The sequence below is a fragment of the Actinokineospora inagensis DSM 44258 genome, assembly GCF_000482865.1.
Taxonomy (GTDB): domain Bacteria; phylum Actinomycetota; class Actinomycetes; order Mycobacteriales; family Pseudonocardiaceae; genus Actinokineospora; species Actinokineospora inagensis.
This window is the reverse complement of the sequence record NZ_AXWW01000007.1, coordinates 117,981-141,571: the sequence shown is the minus strand read 5'-3', so window position 1 is coordinate 141,571 and position 23,591 is coordinate 117,981. Positions and strand designations below refer to the sequence as shown.

Below are 23,591 nucleotides of genomic sequence, written 5' to 3'. Positions count from 1 at the left end.
GACTGGTCACCCAGCGCGACCGAGCGCGTACCTGCCTGCGACCTTGACCTTGGTGGAGGTCAAGCCCCCGCGAGGAAATCGGCGAACTCGACGGTGCCCTCGGCGTGCTCCGGGGCCAGGTGGTGGCCACTCCGGTACGCCGCGAACGTCTTGCCCGGCAGGCTGACCGGCACCCGCGCCGCCCTGCGCCCCGTCGCGGCCAGGTACTGCCCGGCGAGCTCACGCGCCGACCACACCGTCGGCCCACCGAGGTCCGGGACCCGCCCACGCGCCTGCCCACCCGCCAACTCGGCCAACCGCCCCGCCACCGTCCCCGTGTCCACCGGCTGGAACCGCAACGCCGGGTAGAACAGCAGGAACCGCTGAGCGGAGAACAACTTGGCGATCAACTGGTGGAACTGGGTGGCCCGCAAGATCGTGTACGGCAGCCCCGACCCTTCGACCAGCCGCTCGGCCGCCAACTTCGCCCGGTAGTACGGCAGCGGAACCCGATCAACCCCGACGATCGAGATGTAAACCAGGTGCTGGTTGTCCTTCGCGGCCTCGATGAGCTTCGCGGTGGCGTCCACGTCCCTGCGACCGAGCGTCGTGGCGCAGTGCACGACGGTGTCGACACCGGTAAGAGCCTCCGTCAACCCCGCACCCGTGAGCAGATCACCGCGCACCCCGTCACCGGACCGCGTCAAGACCCGCGAACCGGGCAGCAGCCGCACCACATCCCGACCGAGCGTGCCGGTACCACCAGTCACAAGAACGGACACAACGCCTCCCGGTTTCGTCAGGTCACGCGGAAGACGAGGCAGCCTCCCGAACCGTGACACCCCGCCGCCGGGTCGCCGCTGTGAACTCCGCCACGACCTCCCGGACGAACCCGACCCGCGTCACCCCCAACGCCCGCAACGCCGCCCCGTGGTCCACCGCCACCACGAGTACAACAGCGAGGAACAAAACCCGCCAGGCGGCCAGCCCCACCCCCGACAGCACCCCGGCCAACCGATCCATGTGAAACGGCACGTGCCGCCGCTCATCAGCCAAGATCCGCCCCGCCACCACCGCCGTCAGCGGATCACCGGCCCCGTCCCGCAACACCCGGTAATACCCCAACGCCACCACCTCGGCGATCATCAACACCATCAACTCAAGGTGCAGCCCCAACGCCCGCCGCAACCGGACGAACACCTCATCACTCCAGTGCGACGCCACCGTCCCCGCCCCGGCAGCCGCGAGCAACTTCCCCAACATCCGAGCGTGATTCTGCTCCTCTTTGACGAACAACCTGACGGCCTCCCCATACGCGCCGCCCCCGGCTTTCTCAATCAGATTCGCCCCATCACCGTCTTCCCCGACCTGGAACTTCTGCACACTCCGAACAACCACCGGATCCAACTCGGCGCCCACCCCCCAATCCGGCTCCACCCGCTTCCCCCGCCGAACCGCCTCTTCCCGAAACTCCCGCAACCACCGCTCATCATCCACACCACCCACCATGCCCCGCCCAGACCCGTTCCGACGCGCGCTTCACCGTTCTCTCACCAGTCCGAGCGCACACCTCCACCACCCACCACGAATCTCGACGTTCGGAGACCCCATGCCACCAACCGCCAAGCAAGTCGTTGCCCACTGGTCAGACCGCGAAGACGAATCCAGCCTGGCCGTCGACTGGGAAGAAGCCCACGAACGGTGCCGGCGCTGCGCCTACCGCGCCCGCCTGGAGAAGTGCCACATCGTGCCCGCGTCCCTCGGCGGAACCGCCACCCCCGACAACCTGGTTCTGCTCTGTAGTCGCTGCCACCGCGAAGCGCCGAACCACTCCAACCTCCAATACATGTGGCAGTGGCTCCGAGCGACCTGCGTGCCGCTCTACGACACCTACTGGACCGTCCGGGGCTGGGAGGAGTTCGAGGTGATGTTCGGGCGCAAGCCCTTCGCCACCTTCGCCGACGCCGGCGAGGATTCCCCGGCGAGCGACTACCGCAGCCTGTTGGCGGCGGAGTTCGACCAGACCATCATCCACTTCGGCGAGGGCCGCCGGAACCCGGCCACCATCGCCTGCATGATCGCCGAACTGGAGCAGAAGCTGGCCACCCGCCTCGGCATCACCCTTCCCGACCCGCCCGCGACCAGGGCGCGCACCGGACCGTGGGGGATCTGAGACGAGAAACCACGACGGGGTGTCCGCCAGGTCGGCGGACACCCCGTCAAAGGGCCTTGATCAGCTACAACCGGACGTCGATCCGCAGCCCTCGCACACGTAGCACGAGCCTGCCGGGCGCATCTTGGTGCCGCAGGTCATGCACAGCGGCGCGTCGGCGGCCTTGCCGAGGTGGAGTTCGAGCAGTTCCGTCGAGCTGTGCGCCGCGACCGGTGCCGGGGACGCCGCGACCGAGGTGCGTGGGGTCGCCTCGACGGAGGAACGCATGCCTTCGAGGTCCACATCGGACGGTGGGCCGTAGTCGGCGGCGACCTGGGCGGAGCGTTCGTCGGCGGTGAAGATGCCGAGTTGGGCGCGCTTGTCGTACGGGAGGTAGTCCAGGGCCAGCCTGCGGAACAGGTAGTCCAGGACGCTGGTGGCGATGCGGACGTCCGGGTCGTCGGTCATGCCCGCGGGCTCGAAGCGCAGGTTCTGGAACTTGGAGACGTAGAACTCCAGCGGGATCCCGTACTGCAGGCCGACCGAGATGGACATGGAGAAGGCGTCCATCACACCGGCGAGGGTGGAGCCCTGCTTGCCGAGCTTGACGAAGATCTCGCCGAGGCCGTCGTCGGGGTAAGAGCCCGCGTGCAGGTAGCCCTCGGCGCCGCCGACGGTGAAGGAGACGGTCTGCGACGGGCGCTTCTTGGGGAGGCGCTTGCGGACCGGGCGGTACTCGACGACCGTCTCGGCCTTGGCGGTCTCCTTGGCGCCCTTGCCCGCGGACAGCGGCTGGCCGACCTTGCAGTTGTCCCGGTAGATGGCGAGCGCCTTGAGGCCCAGCTTCCAGCCCTGGAAGTAGATCTCCTCAACCTCGGCGACGGTGGCGGACTCCGGCATGTTGACCGTCTTGGAGATCGCGCCGGAGATGAACGGCTGCACCGCGGCCATCATCCGCACGTGGCCCATGGGGGCGATGGACCGCTCACCCATGGCGCAGTCGAACACCTCGTAGTGCTCCGGGCGCAGGCCGGGGGCGTCGATGACGTGGCCGTGCTCGGCGATGTACTCGACGATGGCCTCGACCTGCTCGCCCTGGTAGCCCAGCGCGGTCAGGGCGCGCGGCACGGTCTGGTTGACGATCTGCATGGAGCCGCCGCCGACCAGCTTCTTGAACTTGACCAGCGCGAGGTCGGGTTCGATGCCGGTCGTGTCGCAGTCCATCATCAGGCCGATGGTGCCGGTGGGGGCGAGCACGCTGGCCTGCGCGTTGCGCCACCCGTTGCGGCCGCCGACCTCCAGCGCGGACTGCCACTCCCGGGTCGCGACGCGCTGCACCGCGGCGTCGTTGGCGTGGTAGGTGCGGACGAGGTCGTTCGCGGCGGCGTGCCTGCGCATGACCCGCTGGTGCGCCTCGGCGTTGCGGGCGTACCCGTCGAACGGGCCGACGATGCCCGCGAGCTCGGCGGAGCGGCGGTAGGCGGTGCCGGTCATCAGCGAGGTGATGGCGGCGGCCAGCGCGCGGCCGCCCTCGGAGTCGTAGGCGTGGCCGGTGGCCATCAGCAGCGCGCCGATGTTGGCGTAGCCGATGCCGAGCTGGCGGAACCGGCGGGTCGTGTCGGCGATCGGCTCGGTCGGGAAGTCTGCGAAGCAGATGGAGATGTCCATCGCGGTGATGACCAGCTCGACGGCCTTGACGAAGGTCGGCGCGTCGAACGACCCGTCGTCGGCGAGGAACTTCATCAGGTTCAGCGACGCCAGGTTGCAACTGGAGTTGTCCAGGTGCATGTACTCGCTGCACGGGTTGGACGCGGTGATCCGGCCCGACTCGGGGCAGGTGTGCCAGGCGTTGATCGTGTCGTCGTACTGGATGCCCGGGTCGGCGCACTCCCAGGCGGCCTTGGCGAGCTTGCCGAACAGGTCCTTGGCGCCGACCCGCTCGATGACCTCGCCGCTGGTGCGCGACCGCAGCCCGAACTGGCCCGCGGACTCCACGGCGTGCATGAACTCGTCGGACACCCGGATCGAGTTGTTGGCGTTCTGGTACTGCACCGAGGTGATGTCGGCGCCCCCGAGGTCCATGTCAAAACCCGCGTCGCGCAGCACGCGGATCTTGGCTTCCTCCCGCGCCTTCGTCTCGATGAACTCCTCCACGTCCGGGTGGTCCACATCGAGCACGACCATCTTCGCCGCCCGCCGAGTAGCCCCCCCGGACTTGATGGTCCCCGCCGACGCGTCCGCCCCCCGCATGAACGACACCGGCCCGGACGCGGTACCACCGGAGGAAAGCAACTCCTTCGACGACCGAATGCGCGACAGGTTCAACCCCGCCCCGGACCCGCCCTTGAAGATCAGCCCCTCTTCCTTGTACCAGTTGAGAATCGAGTCCATCGTGTCGTCGACGGCCAGGATGAAACACGCCGAGACTTGCTGGGGGGAGCTGGTGCCGACGTTGAACCAGACCGGTGAGTTGAAGCTGAACACCTGGTGCAGCAGCATCCAGGTCAGCTCGTGCTCGAAGACCTCGGCGTCGGTGGTGGTGGCGAAGTAGCCGTGTTCGACGCCGCCCGCGACGTAGGAGCGGACGACCCGGTCGATGAGCTGCCGCAGCGAGCTTTCCCGGATGGTGGTGCCGACCGCGCCGCGGAAGTACTTGCTGGTGACGATGTTGGTGGCGTTGACCGACCAGAAGTCGGGGAACTCCACGCCGCGCTGCTCGAAGTTCACCGAGCCGTCGCGCCAGTTGGTCATCACCACGTCGCGGTGTTCCCAGGTGACCTCGTCGTACGGGTGCACCCCCTCGGTGGTGTAGACGCGCTGCACCCGCAGGCCGCGCCGCGGTGTGTCCGTCGGTCCGTCCGCCGCGGTCTCCACGGTCTCGGTCATGACCGCTCCCTCTCCCTCGTCAACTACGCCTTGTGCTGGTGTGGCCACGTCCGGGCTCCCCGTCCGATGCGGCCCAAGTCGGAATCGGCGTTCCCCGCCCCGGGGACGCCTGGTCTGACGCCTACTGCCCATCCTCGTGCGCCGCCTCCCTGGCGGTGACCGCCCGGAGGTCGGCTATCTCCTTCTCGAAGTCGGCCACCGAGGAGAAGGACCGGTACACGCTGGCGAACCGCAGGTAAGCGACCTCGTCGAGCTCGCGCAGCGGGCCGAGGATGGCCAACCCGACCTCGTGGCTGGGTACCTCGGCGCTGCCGGTCGCCCGGACCGCGTCCTCGACCTGCTGGGCGAGCAGTTGCAGCCGGTCCTCCTCGACCGGTCGCCCCTGGCAGGCCCGGCGCACCCCGCGCACGACCTTGTCCCGGCTGAACGGCTCGGTCACCCCGGAGCGCTTGACGACGGCGAGCACCGCCTCCTCGACCGTGGTGAACCGGCGGCTGCACTGCGCGCAGGCCCGCCTGCGGCGGATCACCTGGCCGTCGTCGACCTCCCGCGAGTCGACGACCCGCGAATCGGAGTTCCGACAGAACGGACAGCGCATTGCCTTCTCCCCGGACGCCCGCGTGTCCTCCGTCCGGCGGAGCCGGTCAGGCACGCTTGGTGATCAATCTGTGGACAACTGGTGGTTGGTCGGTGGACAACCCACCCCAACCTGTGGACAACTTACAACGGTGTGACCACTAGATGTTGGGGTGGACCGTATGTCGAGACCCTACATGGACGCAACTCGGACACGCCGAATCGACTCGACAACCACGCAACGCGGTCACCGCCGCACCGTCCGATTCCAACCACCGGGTGAACGGCCCGCGTCACTCGTCCGTCCGAACCGGCATTCAGCCATCCGGTCCAACGCGGCGGTTCCCCCATACCCCGGCGGTCCCCACCGGCGCTCCCCGGCAAACCACCCGGCCGCGCACCCCGCCGAACTCACCCGGCGCGAACCTCACCCGCCGCACACGCGGACCTCACCCAGCCGAGTGATCATGAACACCGGCAGTTGATCTTGGCTACACCCGGGGGTGGTCAACACCCCGGGAACACGCATCGTCACCCGACGCGACCCAAGCGCTACTCGACAAGGCCGTCGACACCACGCGGACCGCGTTCAGCGGCCCGAGCACCCCTCGGGAGCAGACCCACCACGAGCGCGGCCACGTCCCGTCGGCGGTCGCGCGACACCGTCCACTCCAGACGGTTGATCAACCCGAGGTCGGCACCGTCAACGCCTGCCCAGGTCGGACGGTCGGGTCGGACAGTCCATTCAGGTCCTGGATCCGCCGCACCACGTCCCCCGGGTCGCCGTCCGGCACCATCCGCACCGCGATCTCCGAGAGCGACTCCCCCGGCGCCACCCGCACCACGGTCGTCGTCGACGGGATCTCCGGCCGCCCCGCCATCGAGCTCGCCGCCAGCCCGATCCCGTACACGACGGCCGCGACGGCGACCGCGACCGCGATCATCACCAGGACCGGCATCGGCGCCTTCCGCGGCCCGCACTCGGCCGCGGCGACCACGTGCGCCGCCGCCGGGTCCCGCCGCCGGGTCGGCGGCCGGAGCCTGCCCTGGCCCACCACCCGCCCGGTGCGCGCCGGGGCGTCGGGGACCAGCCGCAACCGCCGGTCGACCGCTGTTTCCGCTGGCAGGGTCTCCGCCGACCACACCGCTGACCGGACCGCCGTCCGCGCTGCCATGGCGCCTCCAAGTACCACCGAACCGCTTGCGTTCGAACTTCCGTTCGATCGAACGCCCGTGCGAGAGGTGTCTACCACCCCGCACCGACAAAATCGAGACCCGTTCGGCGTGTCGCTCGAACAGGTGTTTGATCTGCGCTGGTCGGCGGGCTAACGTCGGAATCCGCAGAAGATCGAAGTCGGCTCGGCCCGGCTTCCGAGTCGGCATCGAGGTGCACCGGGTCCGCCCGGCACCGCAGGGAGGCAGGCAAGTGGCAGGCACGAGTGGTCGCAAGCCCGCGGGGCCGCAGAAGAAGAAGCCCGCGCCGGGTGACAACGTGCGCAGCTTCCCGCAGTCGGCGCACGTGGACCCCGCCGACCTGCCGCAGCGGCAGCGGCAGGTGCTCGAGGTGATCCGGTCCTGGGTGCAGCGGCACGGTTACCCGCCGAGCGTCCGGGAGATCGGCGAGGCGGTCGGGCTGACGTCGACGTCGTCGGTGGCCTACCAGCTACGCGCGCTGGAGGAGAAGGGGTACCTGCGCCGCGACCCGAACCGGCCGCGCGCGATCGGGGTGCTCCCGGCGGACGCGTCGCAGGCGCAGTTGCGCGGCGAGCAGGTGGCACCGGTGCTGATCGAACCGGCCGAGGCGGGTCCCACCCCGACGTACGTCCCGGTGGTCGGCCGGATCGCCGCCGGTGGGCCGATCCTGGCCGAGCAGGCGGTGGAGGACGTGTTCCCGCTGCCCAAGGAGCTGGTCGGCGAGGGCGCGTTGTTCATGCTGAAGGTCGCGGGCGATTCGATGATCGACGCGGCGATCGCCAACGACGACTGGGTGGTGGTGCGCCAGCAGCCGACCGCGGACAACGGCGACATCGTGGCCGCGATGATCGATGGCGAGGCCACGGTGAAGACGTTCAAGCGGCGCGACGGGCACGTCTGGCTGATGCCGCACAACGACGCGTACAGCCCGATCCCGGGTGACGAGGCGACCATCCTGGGCAAGGTGGTCGCGGTCCTGCGCAGGCTCTGAGGGGCGCTAGGACCGCTTGGCGGATCGGCGGTGCATGAGGAACAACGCGCCGCCGACCGCGACGGCGGCGAGGCCGATGGCGGGCACGGTGGACATGCCGCCGGACTCGTCGCCGCCCCCGCCGCCCGAGGTGGCGGACGCGGTGCCGGGCTCGGCCGGTGCCGTCGTCGCGGGCAGTTGCGCCGTGGCGCCCTTGACCAGGCGGATCGGGGTGCCGACGCCTTCCGAGCCGGAGACGATGGTGCCGTCGGCCTCCAGCGCGATCGCCTCGCCTTGGCGCTCACCCGGTAGTGGCACCCGAGTGGGTTTGCGCTTGAGGGCGGCCATGATGTCGCCGTCCGGCGCGGGGTAGAGGTAGGCGTCGGTGTAGGTGCGCAGGGCGATGGTGGTGCCGTCGGCGCTGACGGTGCCACCGGTGACCATCATCGAGCCGATGAGCTGGTTGATCGGGCCGCCCTGGGTGTCGGTGCTGGTGATCTGCACCTCGCCGACCTTCTCCAGCGCGGTCGGACCGGGGGTGCCGAGCGGCCCCTTCGGTCGGTAGACCTCGGATACCCCGAACGGGCTCTTGGTCACCAGGTAGGGGACACCCTTCTTGTCCAGCAAGAGGGTTTCGGTGTCATGTGGACCGTCCGGGTAGGTCAACCGGTGCAGGGTCGTCTTGCCCGCGGGGGTCAGTTCGATGAGCGCGATCGTGTCGCGCTTCTTGTTGTTGTCACCGGTGTCGGCCAACCAGAACGTGCCATCGGCCGCTCGGGCGACGTCTTCCACGTCGTACGGGTCGATCGGGCCGTTGATGACCTTCTGCACCTTGCAGTCGTGGCCGAGGACGAACACGGTCGACTTGGTGCCGCCGTCGTTGATGGCGAACCAGTGTTCCCCGTCGGTGGCGAGGCCGGACAGCTCGTTGAGCCGCTTGTCGTTCTGCACGCACGCTTCCGTGGGCGCCTGCGGGTCGGCAGACGCGTTGGGAATCCCCACCGTGCACAACCACACGACCAACGCCGTCGTCGCCAACCGCCGCACCGGCCACCTCCCCCTGTCACATCCACCGTAGCCGCGTCGCGGCGCCACAGGTGCGGACGCGCGTGGGCACCGGCGCGTTCACGCGAAGGGCCCCGGGTGAGACGGCTGTCTCGCCCGGGGCCCGTTCAGACGTGTCTCAGACGGTGGTGTGGTCGACCGCGAAGGCCTCCAGCACCCCCGCCAGGTCCGGCTTGACCTTGGCCCGCAACTGCGTGCCCGCCTCGGTGTGCTCCTCGGAGAGCACCTCGCCCTCCCGGTGCACCCGGGCGACCAGCTCGCCGCGCACGTACGGCACGAGCACGTCGACCTCCCGCTCCGGCCGGGGCAGCAGCCCGGCGACCCGCTCGCGCAGCTCCTCGATGCCGGTCCCGGCGTGCGCGGAGACGAACACCGCGCCGGGCAGCAGGTGCCGGAGCCGGGCCAGGGCGAACTCGGAGGTCGCGTCGACCTTGTTGACCACCACCAGCTCCGGTGGCATCGCCGTGCCGCGCCGGTCGCCGATCTCGTGCAGCACCTCGCGGACCGCGTTGACCTGCCACTCCGGCATCGGGTCGGCGCCGTCGACCACGTGCAGCACCAGGTCGGCGTCGGCGACCTCGTCCAGCGTGGACCGGAACGCCTCGACGAGCTGGTGCGGCAGGTGCCGGACGAACCCGACCGTGTCGGTCAGCGTGTACGTGTGGCCTTCCGGGGTTCGCGTCCGCCGGGTCGTCGCGTCCAAGGTGGCGAACAGCGCGTCCTCGACCAACACACCCGCCCCGGTGAGGGCGTTGAGCAGGCTGGACTTGCCCGCGTTGGTGTAACCGGCGATCGCGACGCTGGGCACCTCGTTGGCCGTGCGCCGACCCCGCTTGGTGTCGCGGACCGTGCCCATGGCCGTGATCTCCTTGCGCAGCTTGGAGATCTTGGCCCGGATGCGCCTGCGGTCGGTCTCCAGCTTGGTCTCACCGGGGCCGCGCAGACCCACGCCGCCGTTGGCACCACCCGCTCGACCACCGGCCTGCCGGGACAGCGTCTGGCCCCAGCCGCGCAACCTGGGCAGCAGGTACTGCAGTTGCGCCAGCTCGACCTGGGACTTGCCCTCCCGGGACCGGGCGTGCTGGGCGAAGATGTCCAGGATCAGCGCCGTGCGGTCGATGACCTTGACCTTGAGCCGGGCTTCCAACTGCTGCAACTGCGAGGGTGAGAGCTCGCCGTCGCAGATGACCGTGTCCGCGCCGGTGGCGCGCACGACCTCGGCCAGCTCCAAGACCTTGCCGGAACCGACGTAGGTGGCCGGGTCCGGTCGGTCCCGCCGCTGGACGAGCCCTTCCAGGACCTCCGAGCCCGCCGTCTCGGCCAGCCGGGCCAGCTCCGCCAGCGAGGCGTCCGACTCCAGCGCCGTCCCCTCGGTCCACACGCCGACCAGCACGACCCGCTCCAGGCGGAGCTGCCGGTACTCGACCTCGGTGATGTCCTCGAGTTCGGTGGAGAGCCCGGCGACGCGCCGCAGCGACGACCGTTCCTCGAGTTCGAGTTCGCCCAGGGAGAGGTCAGCCGGGTCGGACAACGCGCCGTCAAAACCGTGCTGAGTGATTTCCTCTGTCACCTGGTGAACCCATCCTTCGGTTTGTTGCGAAATACGGCACCCCTCCGGTGTCGCGGTACGTCTATCGTCGCACGGTGCAGCGGCGGATTCGACCCAGTTATTCCCCCGGATACCACGCGACGTAGACGGCGGTGCGTTCGGCCCCCGGTCGCGGCGGCCTACACCGGTACTCGTCGAGCAGGGCGCCGAGCCGGTCCATGAACTCGGTCCGCTCGGCCGCGTCGACCTGCACGACCAGCCGGGTCTGGGTCAACTCGCCCAGGTCCGTGCCCGCGACCTCGGCCAGGTAGGCCTGCAGCATGGCCTCGGCGAGCCCCACCTTGTCGCCGTGGTCGTAACCCAACTGCCAGATCACCCCCGAGGACACGTAGGGGATCTCCTTGGCGCCCCGGTTGCCCCGCCGGGCGGGCTGCGGCTCCAGGAAACCGGCCGCGACCAGCTTGCGGACGTGGTGCAGCGTGGTCGCCGGGTCCTTGTCCAGCCTCTCGGCGATCTCCTTGTTGGTCAGCGGCCGCTGGTAGGTCAACCGGATGATCCGCAGCCGGACGGCCGACCCCAGCGTCTCCAGTTCGGCCGCCGTCGCCACCCGGCGGGTCGGTATCGGGTCGTCGCTCACCACACCAGCGTAAACGCGGCCCTGTGGACAACCGATTGACCGTTTCCAACCACTTCGGGATCCTGGTCCCATGACGACGAAACAGCGTGCCGACCAGACTCAGGCCAGGGCAGCCCACCAACTCCCGGTGAGGGTTCCCTCGGCGACGAACGCCACGGGACCGGTGAGGGTGCTGGTCACCGCCGAGATCGTGACCAGCACGGTGCCACCGGGGATGTGCACGGTCACGGCGCCGGTCTCCTGGTCGCGAGCGGCCAGGGCGGCGGCAGCGGCGGCCACCGTGCCAGTGCCGCAGGACCGCGTCTCGCCAACGCCGCGTTCGTGCACCCGCATCCGGATCTCGCCGGGGGCTGTGGGCTGGATGAACTCCAGGTTCACCCCGTTGGGGAAGAACCCGGGGTCGAACCCGGGCTGCACGGTCAGGTCCAACGCGTCCACCGAGTCCACCACACACGCCAGGTGGGGGTTGCCCACATCGATGCCCAACCCGGTGAACGTCACCCCGGCCACGGTTGTTGACGAACGGCCGAGCCGCCGGACCGCGCCCATGTCCACGGTCACCGCACCGTCGGCGTGGACCGTCGCAGGCCGCAAACCGGCCCGCGACCCGACCGGGAACTCAGCGGAGTCCACCAGGCCCGCGTCCTTGAGGTACCGGGCGAACACGCGAACACCGTTACCGCACATCTCAGCCACGGACCCGTCCGCGTTCCGGTAGTCCATGAACCACACGTCCCCGTCGATCCCAGGAGGTGCGTCCGGCAGCGCTTTCGTCCGAACCACGCGGAGAACGCCGTCCGCGCCCAGTCCCCGGCGGCGGTCGCACAGGGCCCGCACCCGCGCCGCGGTCAGATCGAGTTCGCCGTCGGGATCGGGCAGCAGCACGAAGTCGTTCTCCGTGCCGTGCCCCTTGAGGAACGGAATAGCCACCCCACCAGCCTACGGCGACCACACACCCCACCAAGACGGAGGTAGCGGAGGAACCCTCACCCACAACTGAATACAGCGCACCACGACCTGAGTGGACGGTCGGGCCTGTCGGCGACCTCGTGCGCACCCTGACCGTTGTACCGGCGCGGCAGCGCGAGTTACCGCGCGGCGGCGCGAGTTACCGGCGCAGCAGGGCGAGGGCGGCGTCCAGCAGGTCTGGGCGGGCAGCGTCGAGCCAGGTGATGCGGGCGTCGCGGCGGAACCAGGAGCGTTGGCGACGGACGAAGCGGCGGGTGGCGCGAGCGGTCTCGGCGGCGGCAGCGGCGAGCACGGAGTCGAGGGCGGTCCCGACAGCGGCGAGAGCGGGGTCGAGAGCGGTCCCGGCAGCAGCAGCGGCGAAGGCAGGATCGAGGACGGGGTCGAGGGCACTGGCCGAGGCGGTTTCCCGGGCACCGTGGTGCGCGGTGTCCAGGTGGCCTGCCATGTCGGCGGCGCCCGGTGGAGAGCCCTTGGGGTCCAGGGTGCCGAGGTTGTCGAGGGCGTCGAGGTTGTCGAGAGTGCCGAGGGCGGCCAGGACCTGCTGGTAGCCGAGGGCGCGGGGGGCGGTCTTGCCGTCGCGGAGGCCGAGGCGTTCCAGGGCGCGGACCTCGTCGACCAGGCCGGTGGCGAACATGCGGTCGACGCGGAGGTCGACGCGGGTGTCGAGGGCGGCGGGGTCGCGGTCGAGGCCGATCATGACCATGTCGTAGCGGGCGGGGCCGGGTTTGGGCATGGTCGCGGAGAACGGGCGGCCGGTCAGTTCGATGACCTCCAGGGCGCGCACGATCCGGCGGCCGTTGCCGGGGAGCACAGCGGTCGCGGCGATCGGGTCGAGCTCGGTCAGGCGGGCGTGCAGCGGGCCGGTGCCGACCTCGGCCAGTTCGGACTCCAGGCGGGCCCGGATGGCCGGGTCGGTACCGGGGAACTCCAGGTCGTCGACGACGGCCTGGACGTACAGGCCGGAGCCGCCGACCAGGACCGGGACCCGGTCGCGGGCCAACAGGTCCTCGACCACGGCGCGGGCGTGCCGCTGGTAGGCGGCGACGGACGCGGTCTCGGTGACGTCGAGCACGTCGAGCAGGTGGTGTGGGACGCCGCGGCGTTCGGCTGGGGTGACCTTGGCGGTGCCGATGTCCATGCCCCGGTAGAGCTGCATGGCGTCGGCGTTGACGACCTCGCCGCCGAGGCGTTCGGCGATGGCGATGCCCAGGTCGGACTTGCCGGTGGCGGTGGGGCCGACGACGGCGACGGCGAGCGTCACGCGGGGTCCCACACGGCCAGGTGGTAGGCCACGCCGAACGGGGTGGACACGCTGGACTCGACCGGACGCCACTGCCTGCCGTCGGCGCGGGCCACGCCCGCCAGCACCTGCCACGGGGCGCGGCCGACGGCGCCGAGTTCGGTCGCGACCGCCGGGTCGAGCCGGTCGAGGGCGTCCAGGTCGGCGGTGGCCAGCGCCTGGGCGACGTCCGCGTCGAACGCCGTGGCGCGGTCGTCCGGCTTGCCCACGGACCGCTCGCCGTGCCGGTGTGAGCCGTCGCCGAGGACGAGCAGGCCGACCGGGTCCGGCCCGGCCGGCTCGGCGGCCAACCGCGTCCCCTCGGCGGCGCACGCGGCGGGCGGGAGGCCGACCGGCACAACGTGGACGGTTACGTCGCCCGCGGCCACCTGCCCGCGCAGCCAGCCCGCGACCAGGGCGGGCAGCGGCAGCATCGGGTCGGCGAAGGCGAGGTCGGCGGCGGGGCCGAGTCCGACCCGGACGTCCACGCCGTAGCCGCGGAACGTGCCCGCCGCCTCGGGTCCGTACCGCCCCGGCCGGTCTCCGGCGCCGACCACCAGCCAGCGCGGGGCGGCGGCGGCGAGCGAACGGGCCACGGCCAGGCAGTCGGCGCGCAGGGCCGACGCGTCCCGGTCGCCGCCCCCGGTCAGTTCCGGCACGATCAGGGGCGGATGCGGCAACACAGCAACACGGCGGATCACGGCGCCGAGGTTACTGTCCGTCGAACAAAGTTGGCGCTGACGGCCCACGGACAGCACCTTTTGCGGCACCATGATGACCACTGCGGCCCTCCGGAGTACCCAGGCGCCTCATGACCTGTTTGAATGCGCGCGGGTATGGAGATGCCGCACGGCCCGAGGGCCGTTCGCACAGTGCTGGGCCCCGCGTGAGCGGGGCGTCCGCGCCAGACGCGGGCACGCAGGCAGGAGGAGTCGGCGATGACGGACAAGGACGAGAGCGTCGCGGCGGTGGCGGGGCAGGCGGGTGAGCCGGAACAGGCACCGGCCGCCCAGACCGACCCGGACCCGACCGCCCCCGAAACGCCGTCCGCTGGGGAGACCCCGGAGCAGAACCCGGACCTGACCGCCACCACGCCGCCCACCGCGGCCACCCCGGAACCGGCCCCGACCCCAACCGGTGGAACGCCTCCGGTGGCGAGCACTCCGGACCAGGACGCGGCCCAGACCAGCGAAACGCCGTCCGCGGCAGACACCCAGGAGCAGGACTCGACCGCCAACACCTCGTCCGCCACGGACGCGCCGAGACTGGTGGTCACGGTCACGGACGTGACGCCCATGGACGCGGTTCCGCCGCCCAGCCAGGTCGTGTCGCGCCAGTCCGCCGCGGTGGTGCCCGTGCAGGACGCGGGGGCGCCCCAGGTCGCGGTGGCGTCGGCTGAGCCGGGCAAGTGGGGCCGGGTCGACGAGGAGGGCACGGTCTACGTGCGCACCGCCGACGGCGAGCGCCCGGTGGGGTCGTGGCAGGCCGGTGAGCCCGAGGAGGGGCTGGCGCACTACGCCCGCCGGTTCGACGACATCCGGACCGAGGTCGAGTTGCTCGCGACCCGGTTGGCGTCCGGGTCGGGTGACCCGAAGCAGGCGGCGACCAACGCCCGGCACATCAAGGACAGCCTCGCCGAGGCGCACGTGGTCGGTGACCTGGTGGCGCTTGAGGCGCGGATCGACTACGTGCTCGGCAACGCGTCGGTCGCGGTCGAGGCGGCCAAGCACGCCCGCGAAGAGGCCAGGGCCGGGTCGGTCGCGCGCAAGCAGGAGTTGGTCGACGAGGTCGAGAAGCTGGCCGAGGAGTCGACCCAGTGGAAGGTCGCCGGTGACCGGCTGCGCGCCGTCCTGGACGAGTGGAAGACGATCAAGGGCGTCGACCGCAAGACCGACGAGCAGTTGTGGCGCCGGTTCTCCAAGGCGCGCGACACGTTCAACCGCAGGCGCGGCTCGCACTTCGCCGACCTGGACCGCCAGCGCGCCACCGCCAAGACCCGCAAGCAGGAGATCGTCGACGAGGCCGAGCGCATCGCCGAGTCGGACGACTGGGGCGCCACCGCCGGTCGGTACAAGGACCTGATGGTGGAGTGGAAGGCAGCGGGCCGGGCCCCCAAGGACGCCGACGACGCCCTGTGGCAGCGGTTCCGCGCCGCCCAGGACGCGTTCTTCTCCCGCCGCTCCGCCGTCTTCGACGAACGCGACGCCGAGTTCGCCGACAACGCGCGCAAGAAGGAGGAGCTCCTCCAGGAGGCCGACAAGATCAACCCCGGCTCCGACCTGGACGGGGCCCGCGCGGCCCTGCACCGCATCCAGGAACGCTGGGAGGCGATCGGCAAGGTCCCGCGCGAACGCATCCGCGACCTGGAGGGCAAGCTCCGCGCCATCGAGGACCGGGTCCGCACGGCCGCCGACGCCCAGTGGCGCCGCACCGACCCCGAGGCCGAGGCCCGCGCGGCCCAGTTCCGCGAACGCGTCGAGCAGTTCGAGGCGCAGGCCGCCAAGGCCCGCGCCTCGGGCGACAACCGCCGCGCCGACCAGGCCGAGGCCCAGGCCGCCCAGTGGCGCGAATGGCTCGCCGCCGCCGAACAGGCCGTCGCCACCCGCTGACGCGTCACCCTCGAACGACCCCCGTCCGCGCTCGCGGCTCGGGGGTCGTTCGCTTTTCCCACCCGCTATTGGTTTCGGACAAAAGATCTTCGAATCGAGCAGCCCCCGAATCAAGCCTGGACCTCGTAGGCGATACACGACCGGCGCCGATAGCGGGTTGGGGGCCACCGAGCGACATGTGGACAACTCGGATTGCGCGGTTGGCACAGTGGGATTCACGCGACCAGGGGAAACAGTCGTGGCCGGGTTGAAGAGCCCCCGAATCCGAGCCTAGGTGGTCGGCGCAGGCGGCGGCGAGCAGCACTTGTTGGTTGGGAATGGCGGTGAGGGATGTGGATAACGTCAGGGGCGAGTGCCACTGCTGCTGACGCCAAGGCCTGGTGCGCGTCGGCGATCATTTGGTGCGACTCGGGATCGGCGAACAACGGGCCGCCGCGGCGGTGGATGGGCGTGGTGAGCAGCCCCCGAATCAAGCCTAGGGGGTGGTGGGGTTGGGTGGGGAGTCTGATTGGGCGACGGGGGATGGCTGTGGGGAATGTGGATGGCTCGGGGTGTAGAAGAGAGCGATGGGGGTGCACAAAGGGGCGATTGAGGGTGCACACAGGCGCGAGTTGTCCACAGGGGACGGGTGATTGCCGGGGAATGTGGGTGCGAGCAGGCAGGATTGATTCGGGGGCTGCTGGGAACGGGAGGGGTTACCGCTTCTGGTAGGGGCGGGACCAGGTCGTCTTGAACCAGAGGGCGGCGAGGGTGATGATGGCGATCTCGCTGATGATCAAGCCGATGCCGGGGCCGGGCGAGTGGGTGCCCGAGGTGGATTGGCGGGTCCAGATGGCGAGGAGGCCGTCGACGGCGGCGAACCAGCCGCCGAGGGCGGCGATCCAGGTGAGGGTCCAGCGGCGCAGGATCAGGGCGATGGCGGAGGCGAGGATGCCGAAAGCCAGCGAGGTGCCCGCGAACAGGCGGGGGACGGCGCCCGCCTTGCCGGTGGCGTCGCCCGCGGCGAGGAGGACCTGCCAGCCCGCGGCGGAGCCCATCCAGGGGAGGACGTAGCCGACGATCAGGACGAAGACGGCGATGGCCAGGATGATGGCGCGCAGACCCAGGTCCACCGGGGCGGCGCGTTCGACGGCGTCGATGTCGCGTTTGAGGGTGGCGAGGTCCTGGTCTTCGGTCATCCGCAGCCTCCGGCGGTGGTGGGGGGTTGGCCGAAGGCGGGGAGGCCGAGGCTGACACCCGCGGTTTTGGGGCGGATGCCCGCCTCGTGGTTGTCGCCCGCCCGGGTGCGGCGGTGGCTGACGAGTGCGCCGTCGGCGACCAGGTGGTGCGGGGCGGCGTAGGTGATCACGGTCTCGACGACGTCGCCGGGGCGGATCGCGGGGGTGTCGCCGGGGGCGAAGTGGACCAGGCGGTGGTCGCGGGCGCGGCCGCTGAGGCGGTGGGTGTCGGCGTCCTTGCGGCCCTCGCCGGTGGCGACGACGACCTCGACGGTCCGCCCGACCTGTTCTTTGTTCAACTGCCAGGCGATGTCGTTCTGCAGCGCGATGAGGCGGTCGTAGCGTTCCTGCACGACCTCCTTCGGCAGTTGGTCGGGCATCGTGGCGGCCGGGGTGCCGGGGCGCTTGGAGTACTGGAAGGTGAACGCGTTGGTGAACCGGCAGCGTTCGACGACGTCCAGGGTGGCCTGGAAGTCCGCCTCGGTCTCGCCGGGGAAGCCGACGATGATGTCGGTGGTGATGGCGGCGTCCGGCATGGCGGCGCGCACGTTGTCGATGATCGACAGGTAGCGCTGGGTGCGGTACGAGCGGCGCATCTCGCGCAGCACCCGGTCCGACCCGGACTGCAGCGGCATGTGCAACTGGTGGCACACGTTCGGCGTCTCCGCCATGGCGGCGATGACGTCGTCGGTGAAGTCCTTCGGGTGCGGGGAGGTGAATCGGACCCGCTCCAGGCCGTCGACGTCGCCGCAGGCGCGCAGGAGCTTGCCGAAGGCGAAACGGTCGCCGAACTCCACGCCGTACGAGTTGACGTTCTGGCCGAGCAGGGTGACCTCAAGGACACCCTCGGCGACCAGGGCGGACACCTCGGCCAGCACGTCGCCGGGGCGGCGGTCGCGTTCGCGGCCGCGCAGCGCGGGGACGATGCAGAAGGTGCACGTGTTGTTGCAGCCGACCGAGATCGACACCCAGCCGGAGTGCGCGGAGTCGCGGCGGGCGGGCAGCGTGGACGGGAAGACCTCGAGCGACTCCAGGATCTCGACCTCGGCGCGCTGGTTGTGCCGGGCGCGGTCGAGCAGGGTCGGCAGCGAGCCGATGTTGTGCGTGCCGAACACGACGTCCACCCAGGGCGCCCGGCGGACGATCTCGCCGCGGTCCTTCTGGGCGAGGCAGCCGCCGACGGCGATCTGCATGTCCGGGTTGGCCGTCTTCGCCGGGGCGAGGTGGCCGAGGTTGCCGTACAGCTTGTTGTCGGCGTTCTCCCGGACCGCGCAGGTGTTGAACACGACGACGTCGGCGGTGGCGCCCTCGGGCGCGGCGACGTAGCCCGCGTCCTCCAGCAGGCCGGACAGCCGCTCGGAGTCGTGGACGTTCATCTGGCACCCGTAGGTGCGGACTTGGTAGGTGCGCGCGCTCATCTCGGTGTCCGAGGGTACGCCCGGCCGGGCACCCGGCCGATACTGCCCGGCCACCCGGTGGCGGTTTCCCGGTTGACCGCACGGCGCGCGGCTGGGCTCTGGCACCATCGTGCAATGGCGCGCGGCAGGTCGACCGGCAGGGTGTTCGCGGCCGTGGTCGCGGTCCTCGTCGCGCTGGTCCCGCTGGTCACGGTGGCGGGCTGCGACGCCCAGTTCCCGACGGCGCGGCTGCGGATCGCGGCGGGCAACAAGTCCGGGGTGTACAGCACGATCGCCCAGTTCATGGCGGGCACGTGGCAGAACCGGCTGGGGATGGACAGCAAGCCGGTGGTACTGGAGACCGGCGGGTCGCCGGACAACGTGAAGCGGCTGCTCTCCGGCGACGTGGACATCGCGTTCAGCGCCGCGGACGTGGCCGCGCAGCCGACGTCCGGACCGCGGTCGCCGCGCGCGCTGGCCCGCATCTACGACGACTACCTGCACGTGGTGGTGCGCGACGACGGCCCCATCCAGGACATCGCCGACCTGCGCGGGATGCGGGTGGCGGTCGGCGCGAAGGACTCCGGGGTGGAGTTGATCGCCAAGCGGCTGCTGGCGCTGACCGGGTTGGACGGGCCGGGGCTGCTGACCGAGCGGTCGATGGACCTGGGGCAGTCGATCGAGGCGTTGAAGAACCGCCAGATCGACGCGTTCTTCTGGTCCGGTGGGCTGCCCACCCCGTCGATCTCGACGTTGGAGCAGGTGCTGCCACTCCGGCTGTTGGACTTGGCGGCGGAGATCCCGCGACTGCGCAAGCAGTTCCCGGTGTACAACACGGCGTCGATCCCGGCGTCGGTGTACCACCTGGCGGGCGCGCCGGTGAACACGCTGGCGGTGCCGAACTTCCTGCTGGTGACCGACCAGATGTCCGACGACTTGGCGGAGGGTTTGGTGCGGGAGTTGTTCGCCGCGCTGCCGGACCTGGCCAAGCAGACCCCGGCGGCGTTGGCGATAGACATGCAGTCCGCGATCGAGACCGACCCGGTGAGGCTCCACCCTGGAGCGGAGAAGTTCTATAGGGGCGAGAAAGTTTAGTCCTGCGCCGGTAGGTCTACCGAGACGCGGAGGCCGCCGTCTTCGGGTAGGTCTAGGCGCAGGTGGCCCCCCGCGCGCGCGACAACCCGGCTGACGATCGCGAGACCCAGCCCGGAGCCGGGCACGTTCTGATGGCTGTTGCTGCGCCAAAACCGGTCCGTGGCGCGTTCCAACTCGTCTGCCCGTAGGCCCGGTCCGTGGTCCCGCACGCTTACGCGCACAACGGAACCGCTAGACCGATCGACGTAGATAGAGACGCGGACAGCGCTACCGCGTTCGGTGAACTTGAGGGCGTTGTCCAGCAAGGCATCCAGGATTCCGTCCAGACCACGCGCCGGTGCCAGTGCACGGACCGTGCCTGCGGACCCCTCGGTGTCGAGGGTGATGTCGCGGGACGCGGCGACCACGCGCCAGTCGGCGACCCGCTCGGCGACGACCTCGTCCACGTCGACCGGCAGCAGCTCGCCGCCCGCGTTCTCCGCCCTGGCCATGGCGAGCAGCTCGTCGAGGATCTGGTTGAGCCGGTTGGCCTCGGCGGCGGCGGCGACCCGGTGGTCCTCGGCCTCGACGTCGACGTGGCCCTCCAGGTTGACCAGCCGCAGCTTGAGCGCGGTCAGCGGGTTGCGCAGTTGGTGCGACGCGTCGGCGACGAAGGCGCGCTGGGCGGCCAGGGCGTCGCCGACGCTGGACGCCATCTGGTCGAACGAGCGCACCAGTTTCCGCAGCTCCGGCGGCCCGTGCTCGTCGCCGACCCGGTCCGCCTGCCTGCCGCTGACCACGGCGGCGACCAGCGACCCGGTGGCCTCGTCCAGCCTGCGCACCGGCCGCAGGATCCACTGCACCACCGGTACCGCCAGCAACAGCGCGATGCCGAACGCCACCACCCCGCCGACCACGATGCCCAGCCACCACCAGGTGACCCGGGTGCGGCCGCTGTCGGTGGGTGAGACGGTGATGACCGCGCCGCGCACCTCGCCGTCGACCAGCACCGGACCGGCCAGCACCATCGGCCGGTCGTCCCACGGCAGCAGCAACGACCCCGGTTCCGGTCGCCTGCCCGCGAGCGCGCGCTGCATCTGCTGGCGCACGTCGTCGTCGGTGAGGTTTACCGGGGCGGGCTGGTTGCGCGGCCCGGAACTCACTTGTGGCGAACCGTCTTGGTCGACGATGAGCACACGGATGCCGTAAAGGTCGTAGTAACGGCCTAGTTCCTCTTGCAGCAAGTCGGGAGTGCCGTCTGTCAGCGGTGTCTGAGCCATCGACGCGAAGCGGTTGGTGTCCGCAAGGCGGTCCAGGAACATCTTCTGCTGCTCTGAACCGGCCACCGACAGCGCCAACGGCAGGCCGAGCCCGAACACGAGCAACGCCACCAGGAACAGCACCATGCCGAGCAGCCGAGTGCGCATCACACCTCCCCCGCGATGCCGGTGGGACTGGCAGGTCTCTTACGCGAGTCTGCCCGGTTGCCCCGACAGGCGGTAACCGACCCCCCGAACGGTCTCGATAAGAGCGGGCCTGCCGAGTTTGGTGCGCAGCGTGGCCACGTGCACGTCCAGCGAGCGGTTTTCCGCCGCGCCCGGCTGTCCCCACACCTCGCCGAGGATCTGTTCCCGCCCGCACACCGCGCCCCGCGCGTCGACGATGAGCGCGAACACCTGGAACTCCTTGCGGGACAGCGGCACCGGCTCACCGTCCACAGTGACCTCGTGCCGGTCGAAGTCCACCCGCACACCGTCGAGTTCCACCACGCCCGCGGGCGCGCCGCCGCGGTCGGACCGGCGTCTGCGCACGGCGTGCACGCGCGCCACCAACTCGTCCACGTCATAGGGCTTCACCAGGTAGTCGTCGGCGCCCGCACGCAATCCCATGATGCGGTCGTCGACCTCGCCGCGCGCGGACACCACGATGACGGCGACGTCGCTGGCCGCCCTGATCTGTCGACACAGGACCACCCCGTCCACGTCCGGCAGCCCGAGGTCGAGCAGCACGACGTCGACCTCCGGTACCAGGCCCAGCACGCCCGCGCCGGAAGCGAGTCTGCGCACCGCGAGACCCCGCCGCGCCAGGGCCGGGATCAACGCGTCCGCGACCCGGTCGTCGTCCTCCACCAGCAGCACCCGCACGCGCACCTCCATGGTCCCCAGGGCTCCCGTGTGACAGAGTTGAGACCCTAAGTGTTGCTCAAGGCCGGGGGGAGTGGTGGCCCCGCGGGGTAGGTTTCCGCCAACGCGCACCCGCAGACCCCTGACGCGCACCGCGAGAGCACCGCGCACGGAGGAGACCATGAGCGAGGAGACCACCGATCGGCCGATGATCCGGATGGCCGCGGTCGACAAGTTCTTCGGTCAACTGCACGTGCTCAAGAAGATCAGCCTGGACGTGCCGAAGGGCCAGGTCGTGGTGGTGTTGGGGCCCTCCGGCTCCGGGAAGTCGACGCTGTGCCGGGCGGTGAACCGGTTGGAGCCCATCGACTCCGGGGTGATCGAGGTGGACGGGCGCCCGCTGCCGTCGGAGGGCCGCGACCTGGCCCGGCTGCGCGCCGAGGTGGGCATGGTGTTCCAGTCGTTCAACCTGTTCGCGCACAAGACGATCCTGGAGAACGTCACGCTGGCACCGGTCAAGGTGCGCGGGCAGGCCGTGCCGGACGCGCGCAAGACCGGGCTGGAATTGCTTGAGCGCGTGGGAATCGCCGACCAAGCCGACAAGTACCCGGCGCAGTTGTCCGGTGGGCAACAGCAACGCGCCGCGATCGCCCGCGCGTTGGCCATGCGCCCCAAGGTGATGCTGTTCGACGAGCCGACCTCGGCGCTGGACCCCGAGATGGTCCAAGAGGTGCTGGACGTGATGACCGCGCTGGCCGCCGACGGGATGACCATGCTGGTGGTCACGCACGAGATGGGCTTCGCGCGCAAGGCCGCCCATCGGGTGATCTTCATGTCCGACGGCGAGGTCGTCGAGGACGGCACACCCGCCGAGTTCTTCACCGCCCCGAAGTCCGCGCGCGCCAAGGACTTCCTGGGCAAGATCCTCACCCACTGACGCGTTCGCCCGTACCGACAACCGAACGGGCTGGCGTGCCCAGCCTGCGACACGAGGGAGCACACATGCGACTCCGGCGCCTGATGTTCGGCACCGCGGCCGCCGCACTGGCCTGCACGGTGGCCGCCTGCGGTGGCGGCAAGGACACCGGCTCGTCGAACCCGCCGGTGAACACCTCGGCCACGTTCGACGCCGGGACCACCATGGCCAAGCTCAAGGACGCGGGGAAGATCCGCATCGGCACCAAGTTCGACCAGCCGCTGTTCGGCCTGAAGGGCCTGGACAACAAGCCGACCGGGTTCGACGTGGAGATCGCCAAGCTGGTCGCGGCCAAGCTCGGCGTCGGCGCGGACAAGATCGAGTGGGTGGAGACCCAGTCCAAGGTCCGCGAGGAGTACATCGAGCAGGGCAAGGTCGACCTGATCGTGGCGACCTACACCATCAACGACAAGCGCAAGGAGCGGATCTCCTTCGCGGGCCCGTACTACGAGGCGGGTCAGGACCTGATGGTGAAGAAGGACAACTCCGCGATCACCGGCCCGGAGTCGCTGAAGGCGGCCAACGCGCGGGTGTGCTCGGTGACCGGGTCCACCCCCGCCGAGACCATCAAGAAGTACGTCGACCCGGCGAACGTGGTCCTGTTCGACGTGTACTCCAAGTGCGCGGACGCGTTGAAGAACAACCAGGTCGACGTGGTCACCACGGACAACGTCATCCTGCTCGGCCTGGTCGACAAGTCCGCGGGCGCGTTCAAGCTGGTGGGCAAGCCGTTCACCACCGAGCCCTACGGCATCGGCATCAAGAAGGGCGACACGAAGTTCTGCCAGTTCATCGACGACACGCTCAAGGCGGCGGCGGGCGACGGCAGCTACGAGAAGGCGTGGCAGGACACGGCGGGCAAGGTGGCGCCGGACGCGCCGAAGCTGCCGGACCTGGACACCTGTAGCTGATCGGCGCACTCGGGGTGCCCGCCGCGGT

The 23,591-nt window shown here is 70.4% G+C and carries 21 protein-coding genes and 1 pseudogene; 7 read left to right on the top strand and 15 right to left on the bottom strand.

Annotated features, from left to right (window positions below; genetic code table 11):
• Positions 1-59: 59 nt before the first annotated feature.
• Both H504_RS0102815 and H504_RS42790 read right to left on the bottom strand, forming a co-directional pair.
• Positions 60-761, bottom strand: a complete 702-nt coding sequence (locus tag H504_RS0102815) for an SDR family oxidoreductase (RefSeq protein WP_026421527.1) — start codon at positions 759-761, stop codon at positions 60-62.
• 22 nt (positions 762-783) lie between these two features.
• Positions 784-1,239: a hypothetical protein gene (locus H504_RS42790; protein WP_245614044.1), complete on the bottom strand. Its 456-nt coding sequence runs from the start codon at positions 1,237-1,239 to the stop codon at positions 784-786.
• 247 nt (positions 1,240-1,486) lie between these two features.
• On the opposite strand from H504_RS42790, the pseudogene H504_RS43945 reads away from it, so the two are divergent.
• Positions 1,487-1,786 (top strand): annotated as a pseudogene (locus tag H504_RS43945) (HNH endonuclease); the annotation flags it as partial.
• A 39-nt stretch (positions 1,787-1,825) separates the two neighbouring features.
• On the top strand, positions 1,826-2,152 hold the full coding sequence (locus H504_RS42785; protein WP_245614043.1) for a hypothetical protein: 327 nt from the start codon (positions 1,826-1,828) through the stop codon (positions 2,150-2,152).
• A gap of 60 nt (positions 2,153-2,212) precedes the next feature.
• On the opposite strand, the gene H504_RS0102800 is transcribed toward H504_RS42785, so the two are convergent.
• The 3 genes from H504_RS0102800 to H504_RS38320 form a co-directional block, all read right to left on the bottom strand.
• On the bottom strand, positions 2,213-5,017 hold the full coding sequence (locus tag H504_RS0102800) for a vitamin B12-dependent ribonucleotide reductase (protein WP_026421525.1): 2,805 nt from the start codon (positions 5,015-5,017) through the stop codon (positions 2,213-2,215).
• 121 nt (positions 5,018-5,138) lie between these two features.
• The gene (gene nrdR, locus H504_RS0102795; RefSeq protein ID WP_026421524.1) at positions 5,139-5,615 is read right to left on the bottom strand and encodes a transcriptional regulator NrdR; all 477 of its coding nucleotides are present in this window, start codon (positions 5,613-5,615) and stop codon (positions 5,139-5,141) included.
• A 661-nt stretch (positions 5,616-6,276) separates the two neighbouring features.
• On the bottom strand, positions 6,277-6,768 hold the full coding sequence (locus tag H504_RS38320) for a LysM peptidoglycan-binding domain-containing protein (RefSeq protein WP_051385423.1): 492 nt from the start codon (positions 6,766-6,768) through the stop codon (positions 6,277-6,279).
• 317 nt (positions 6,769-7,085) lie between these two features.
• Between H504_RS38320 and lexA the strand changes: the two genes are divergently transcribed.
• On the top strand, positions 7,086-7,778 hold the full coding sequence (gene lexA, locus H504_RS0102785; protein WP_026421523.1) for a transcriptional repressor LexA: 693 nt from the start codon (positions 7,086-7,088) through the stop codon (positions 7,776-7,778).
• Positions 7,779-7,784: 6 nt separating this feature from the next.
• Here the strand turns inward: lexA and H504_RS0102780 are convergent, their stop codons facing one another.
• The 6 genes from H504_RS0102780 to H504_RS0102755 form a co-directional block, all read right to left on the bottom strand.
• Entirely contained in the window at positions 7,785-8,804 is a 1,020-nt protein-coding gene (locus H504_RS0102780) for a hypothetical protein (RefSeq protein WP_157440165.1), read from the bottom strand.
• Between the two features lie 136 nt (positions 8,805-8,940).
• Positions 8,941-10,392 carry a GTPase HflX gene (gene hflX, locus H504_RS0102775; RefSeq protein ID WP_026421521.1) on the bottom strand — a complete coding sequence of 484 codons (1,452 nt, stop codon included), beginning with the start codon at positions 10,390-10,392 and terminating at the stop codon, positions 8,941-8,943.
• Between the two features lie 97 nt (positions 10,393-10,489).
• Positions 10,490-10,993, bottom strand: a complete 504-nt coding sequence (locus H504_RS0102770) for an ArsR/SmtB family transcription factor (RefSeq protein WP_026421520.1) — start codon at positions 10,991-10,993, stop codon at positions 10,490-10,492.
• 114 nt (positions 10,994-11,107) lie between these two features.
• Positions 11,108-11,938, bottom strand: coding sequence for a diaminopimelate epimerase (dapF, locus tag H504_RS0102765; protein ID WP_211239242.1), 831 nt, complete (start codon positions 11,936-11,938; stop codon positions 11,108-11,110).
• Between the two features lie 178 nt (positions 11,939-12,116).
• The gene (miaA, locus tag H504_RS0102760; RefSeq protein ID WP_026421518.1) at positions 12,117-13,238 is read right to left on the bottom strand and encodes a tRNA (adenosine(37)-N6)-dimethylallyltransferase MiaA; all 1,122 of its coding nucleotides are present in this window, start codon (positions 13,236-13,238) and stop codon (positions 12,117-12,119) included.
• Complete coding sequence (locus tag H504_RS0102755) at positions 13,235-13,957, bottom strand: class III extradiol ring-cleavage dioxygenase family protein (protein ID WP_026421517.1); 723 nt, start codon at positions 13,955-13,957, stop codon at positions 13,235-13,237. Before H504_RS0102755 ends, miaA begins: the two co-directional genes overlap by 4 nt.
• Positions 13,958-14,551: 594 nt before the next feature.
• On the opposite strand from H504_RS0102755, the gene H504_RS32985 reads away from it, so the two are divergent.
• Positions 14,552-15,865, top strand: a complete 1,314-nt coding sequence (locus tag H504_RS32985) for a DUF349 domain-containing protein (RefSeq protein WP_084467329.1) — start codon at positions 14,552-14,554, stop codon at positions 15,863-15,865.
• A 695-nt stretch (positions 15,866-16,560) separates the two neighbouring features.
• Here H504_RS32985 and H504_RS0102745 read toward each other — a convergent pair.
• Both H504_RS0102745 and miaB read right to left on the bottom strand, forming a co-directional pair.
• Positions 16,561-17,043: an Rv2732c family membrane protein gene (locus tag H504_RS0102745; RefSeq protein WP_026421516.1), complete on the bottom strand. Its 483-nt coding sequence runs from the start codon at positions 17,041-17,043 to the stop codon at positions 16,561-16,563.
• Positions 17,040-18,500 (bottom strand): tRNA (N6-isopentenyl adenosine(37)-C2)-methylthiotransferase MiaB, encoded by a 1,461-nt coding sequence (gene miaB, locus H504_RS0102740; protein ID WP_026421515.1) that lies wholly within the window; start codon positions 18,498-18,500, stop codon positions 17,040-17,042. The genes H504_RS0102745 and miaB overlap by 4 nt, the downstream gene beginning before the upstream one ends.
• Positions 18,501-18,614: 114 nt before the next feature.
• Between miaB and H504_RS0102735 the strand changes: the two genes are divergently transcribed.
• On the top strand, positions 18,615-19,574 hold the full coding sequence (locus H504_RS0102735) for a TAXI family TRAP transporter solute-binding subunit (RefSeq protein ID WP_035303107.1): 960 nt from the start codon (positions 18,615-18,617) through the stop codon (positions 19,572-19,574).
• Here the strand turns inward: H504_RS0102735 and H504_RS0102730 are convergent.
• Both H504_RS0102730 and H504_RS0102725 read right to left on the bottom strand, forming a co-directional pair.
• Positions 19,571-20,980 (bottom strand): sensor histidine kinase, encoded by a 1,410-nt coding sequence (locus tag H504_RS0102730; protein ID WP_026421513.1) that lies wholly within the window; start codon positions 20,978-20,980, stop codon positions 19,571-19,573. The genes H504_RS0102735 and H504_RS0102730 overlap by 4 nt on opposite strands.
• Before the next feature lie 39 nt (positions 20,981-21,019).
• Positions 21,020-21,697 carry a response regulator transcription factor gene (locus H504_RS0102725; RefSeq protein ID WP_026421512.1) on the bottom strand — a complete coding sequence of 226 codons (678 nt, stop codon included), beginning with the start codon at positions 21,695-21,697 and terminating at the stop codon, positions 21,020-21,022.
• A 187-nt stretch (positions 21,698-21,884) separates the two neighbouring features.
• Between H504_RS0102725 and H504_RS0102720 the strand changes: the two genes are divergently transcribed.
• Positions 21,885-22,613, top strand: coding sequence for an amino acid ABC transporter ATP-binding protein (locus H504_RS0102720; protein WP_157440170.1), 729 nt, complete (start codon positions 21,885-21,887; stop codon positions 22,611-22,613).
• 65 nt (positions 22,614-22,678) lie between these two features.
• On the top strand, positions 22,679-23,563 hold the full coding sequence (locus tag H504_RS0102715) for a glutamate ABC transporter substrate-binding protein (RefSeq protein ID WP_026421510.1): 885 nt from the start codon (positions 22,679-22,681) through the stop codon (positions 23,561-23,563).
• The last annotated feature ends 28 nt before the right edge of the window (positions 23,564-23,591 follow it).

Bases quoted from the DNA above. Each gene is read 5' to 3' on its own strand.
- H504_RS42785 (WP_245614043.1), top strand. From the start codon at position 1,826: ATGTGGCAGTGGCTCCGAGCGACCTGCGTGCCGCTCTACGACACCTAC.
- H504_RS0102800 (WP_026421525.1), bottom strand. From the start codon at position 5,017: ATGACCGAGACCGTGGAGACCGCGGCGGACGGACCGACGGACACACCG.
- nrdR (WP_026421524.1), bottom strand. From the start codon at position 5,615: ATGCGCTGTCCGTTCTGTCGGAACTCCGATTCGCGGGTCGTCGACTCG.
- H504_RS38320 (WP_051385423.1), bottom strand. From the start codon at position 6,768: ATGGCAGCGCGGACGGCGGTCCGGTCAGCGGTGTGGTCGGCGGAGACC.
- H504_RS32985 (WP_084467329.1), top strand. From the start codon at position 14,552: ATGGACGCGGTTCCGCCGCCCAGCCAGGTCGTGTCGCGCCAGTCCGCC.
- H504_RS0102745 (WP_026421516.1), bottom strand. From the start codon at position 17,043: ATGACCGAAGACCAGGACCTCGCCACCCTCAAACGCGACATCGACGCC.
- miaB (WP_026421515.1), bottom strand. From the start codon at position 18,500: ATGAGCGCGCGCACCTACCAAGTCCGCACCTACGGGTGCCAGATGAAC.
- H504_RS0102735 (WP_035303107.1), top strand. From the start codon at position 18,615: ATGGCGCGCGGCAGGTCGACCGGCAGGGTGTTCGCGGCCGTGGTCGCG.
- H504_RS0102730 (WP_026421513.1), bottom strand. From the start codon at position 20,980: ATGCGCACTCGGCTGCTCGGCATGGTGCTGTTCCTGGTGGCGTTGCTC.
- H504_RS0102720 (WP_157440170.1), top strand. From the start codon at position 21,885: ATGATCCGGATGGCCGCGGTCGACAAGTTCTTCGGTCAACTGCACGTG.
- H504_RS0102715 (WP_026421510.1), top strand. From the start codon at position 22,679: ATGCGACTCCGGCGCCTGATGTTCGGCACCGCGGCCGCCGCACTGGCC.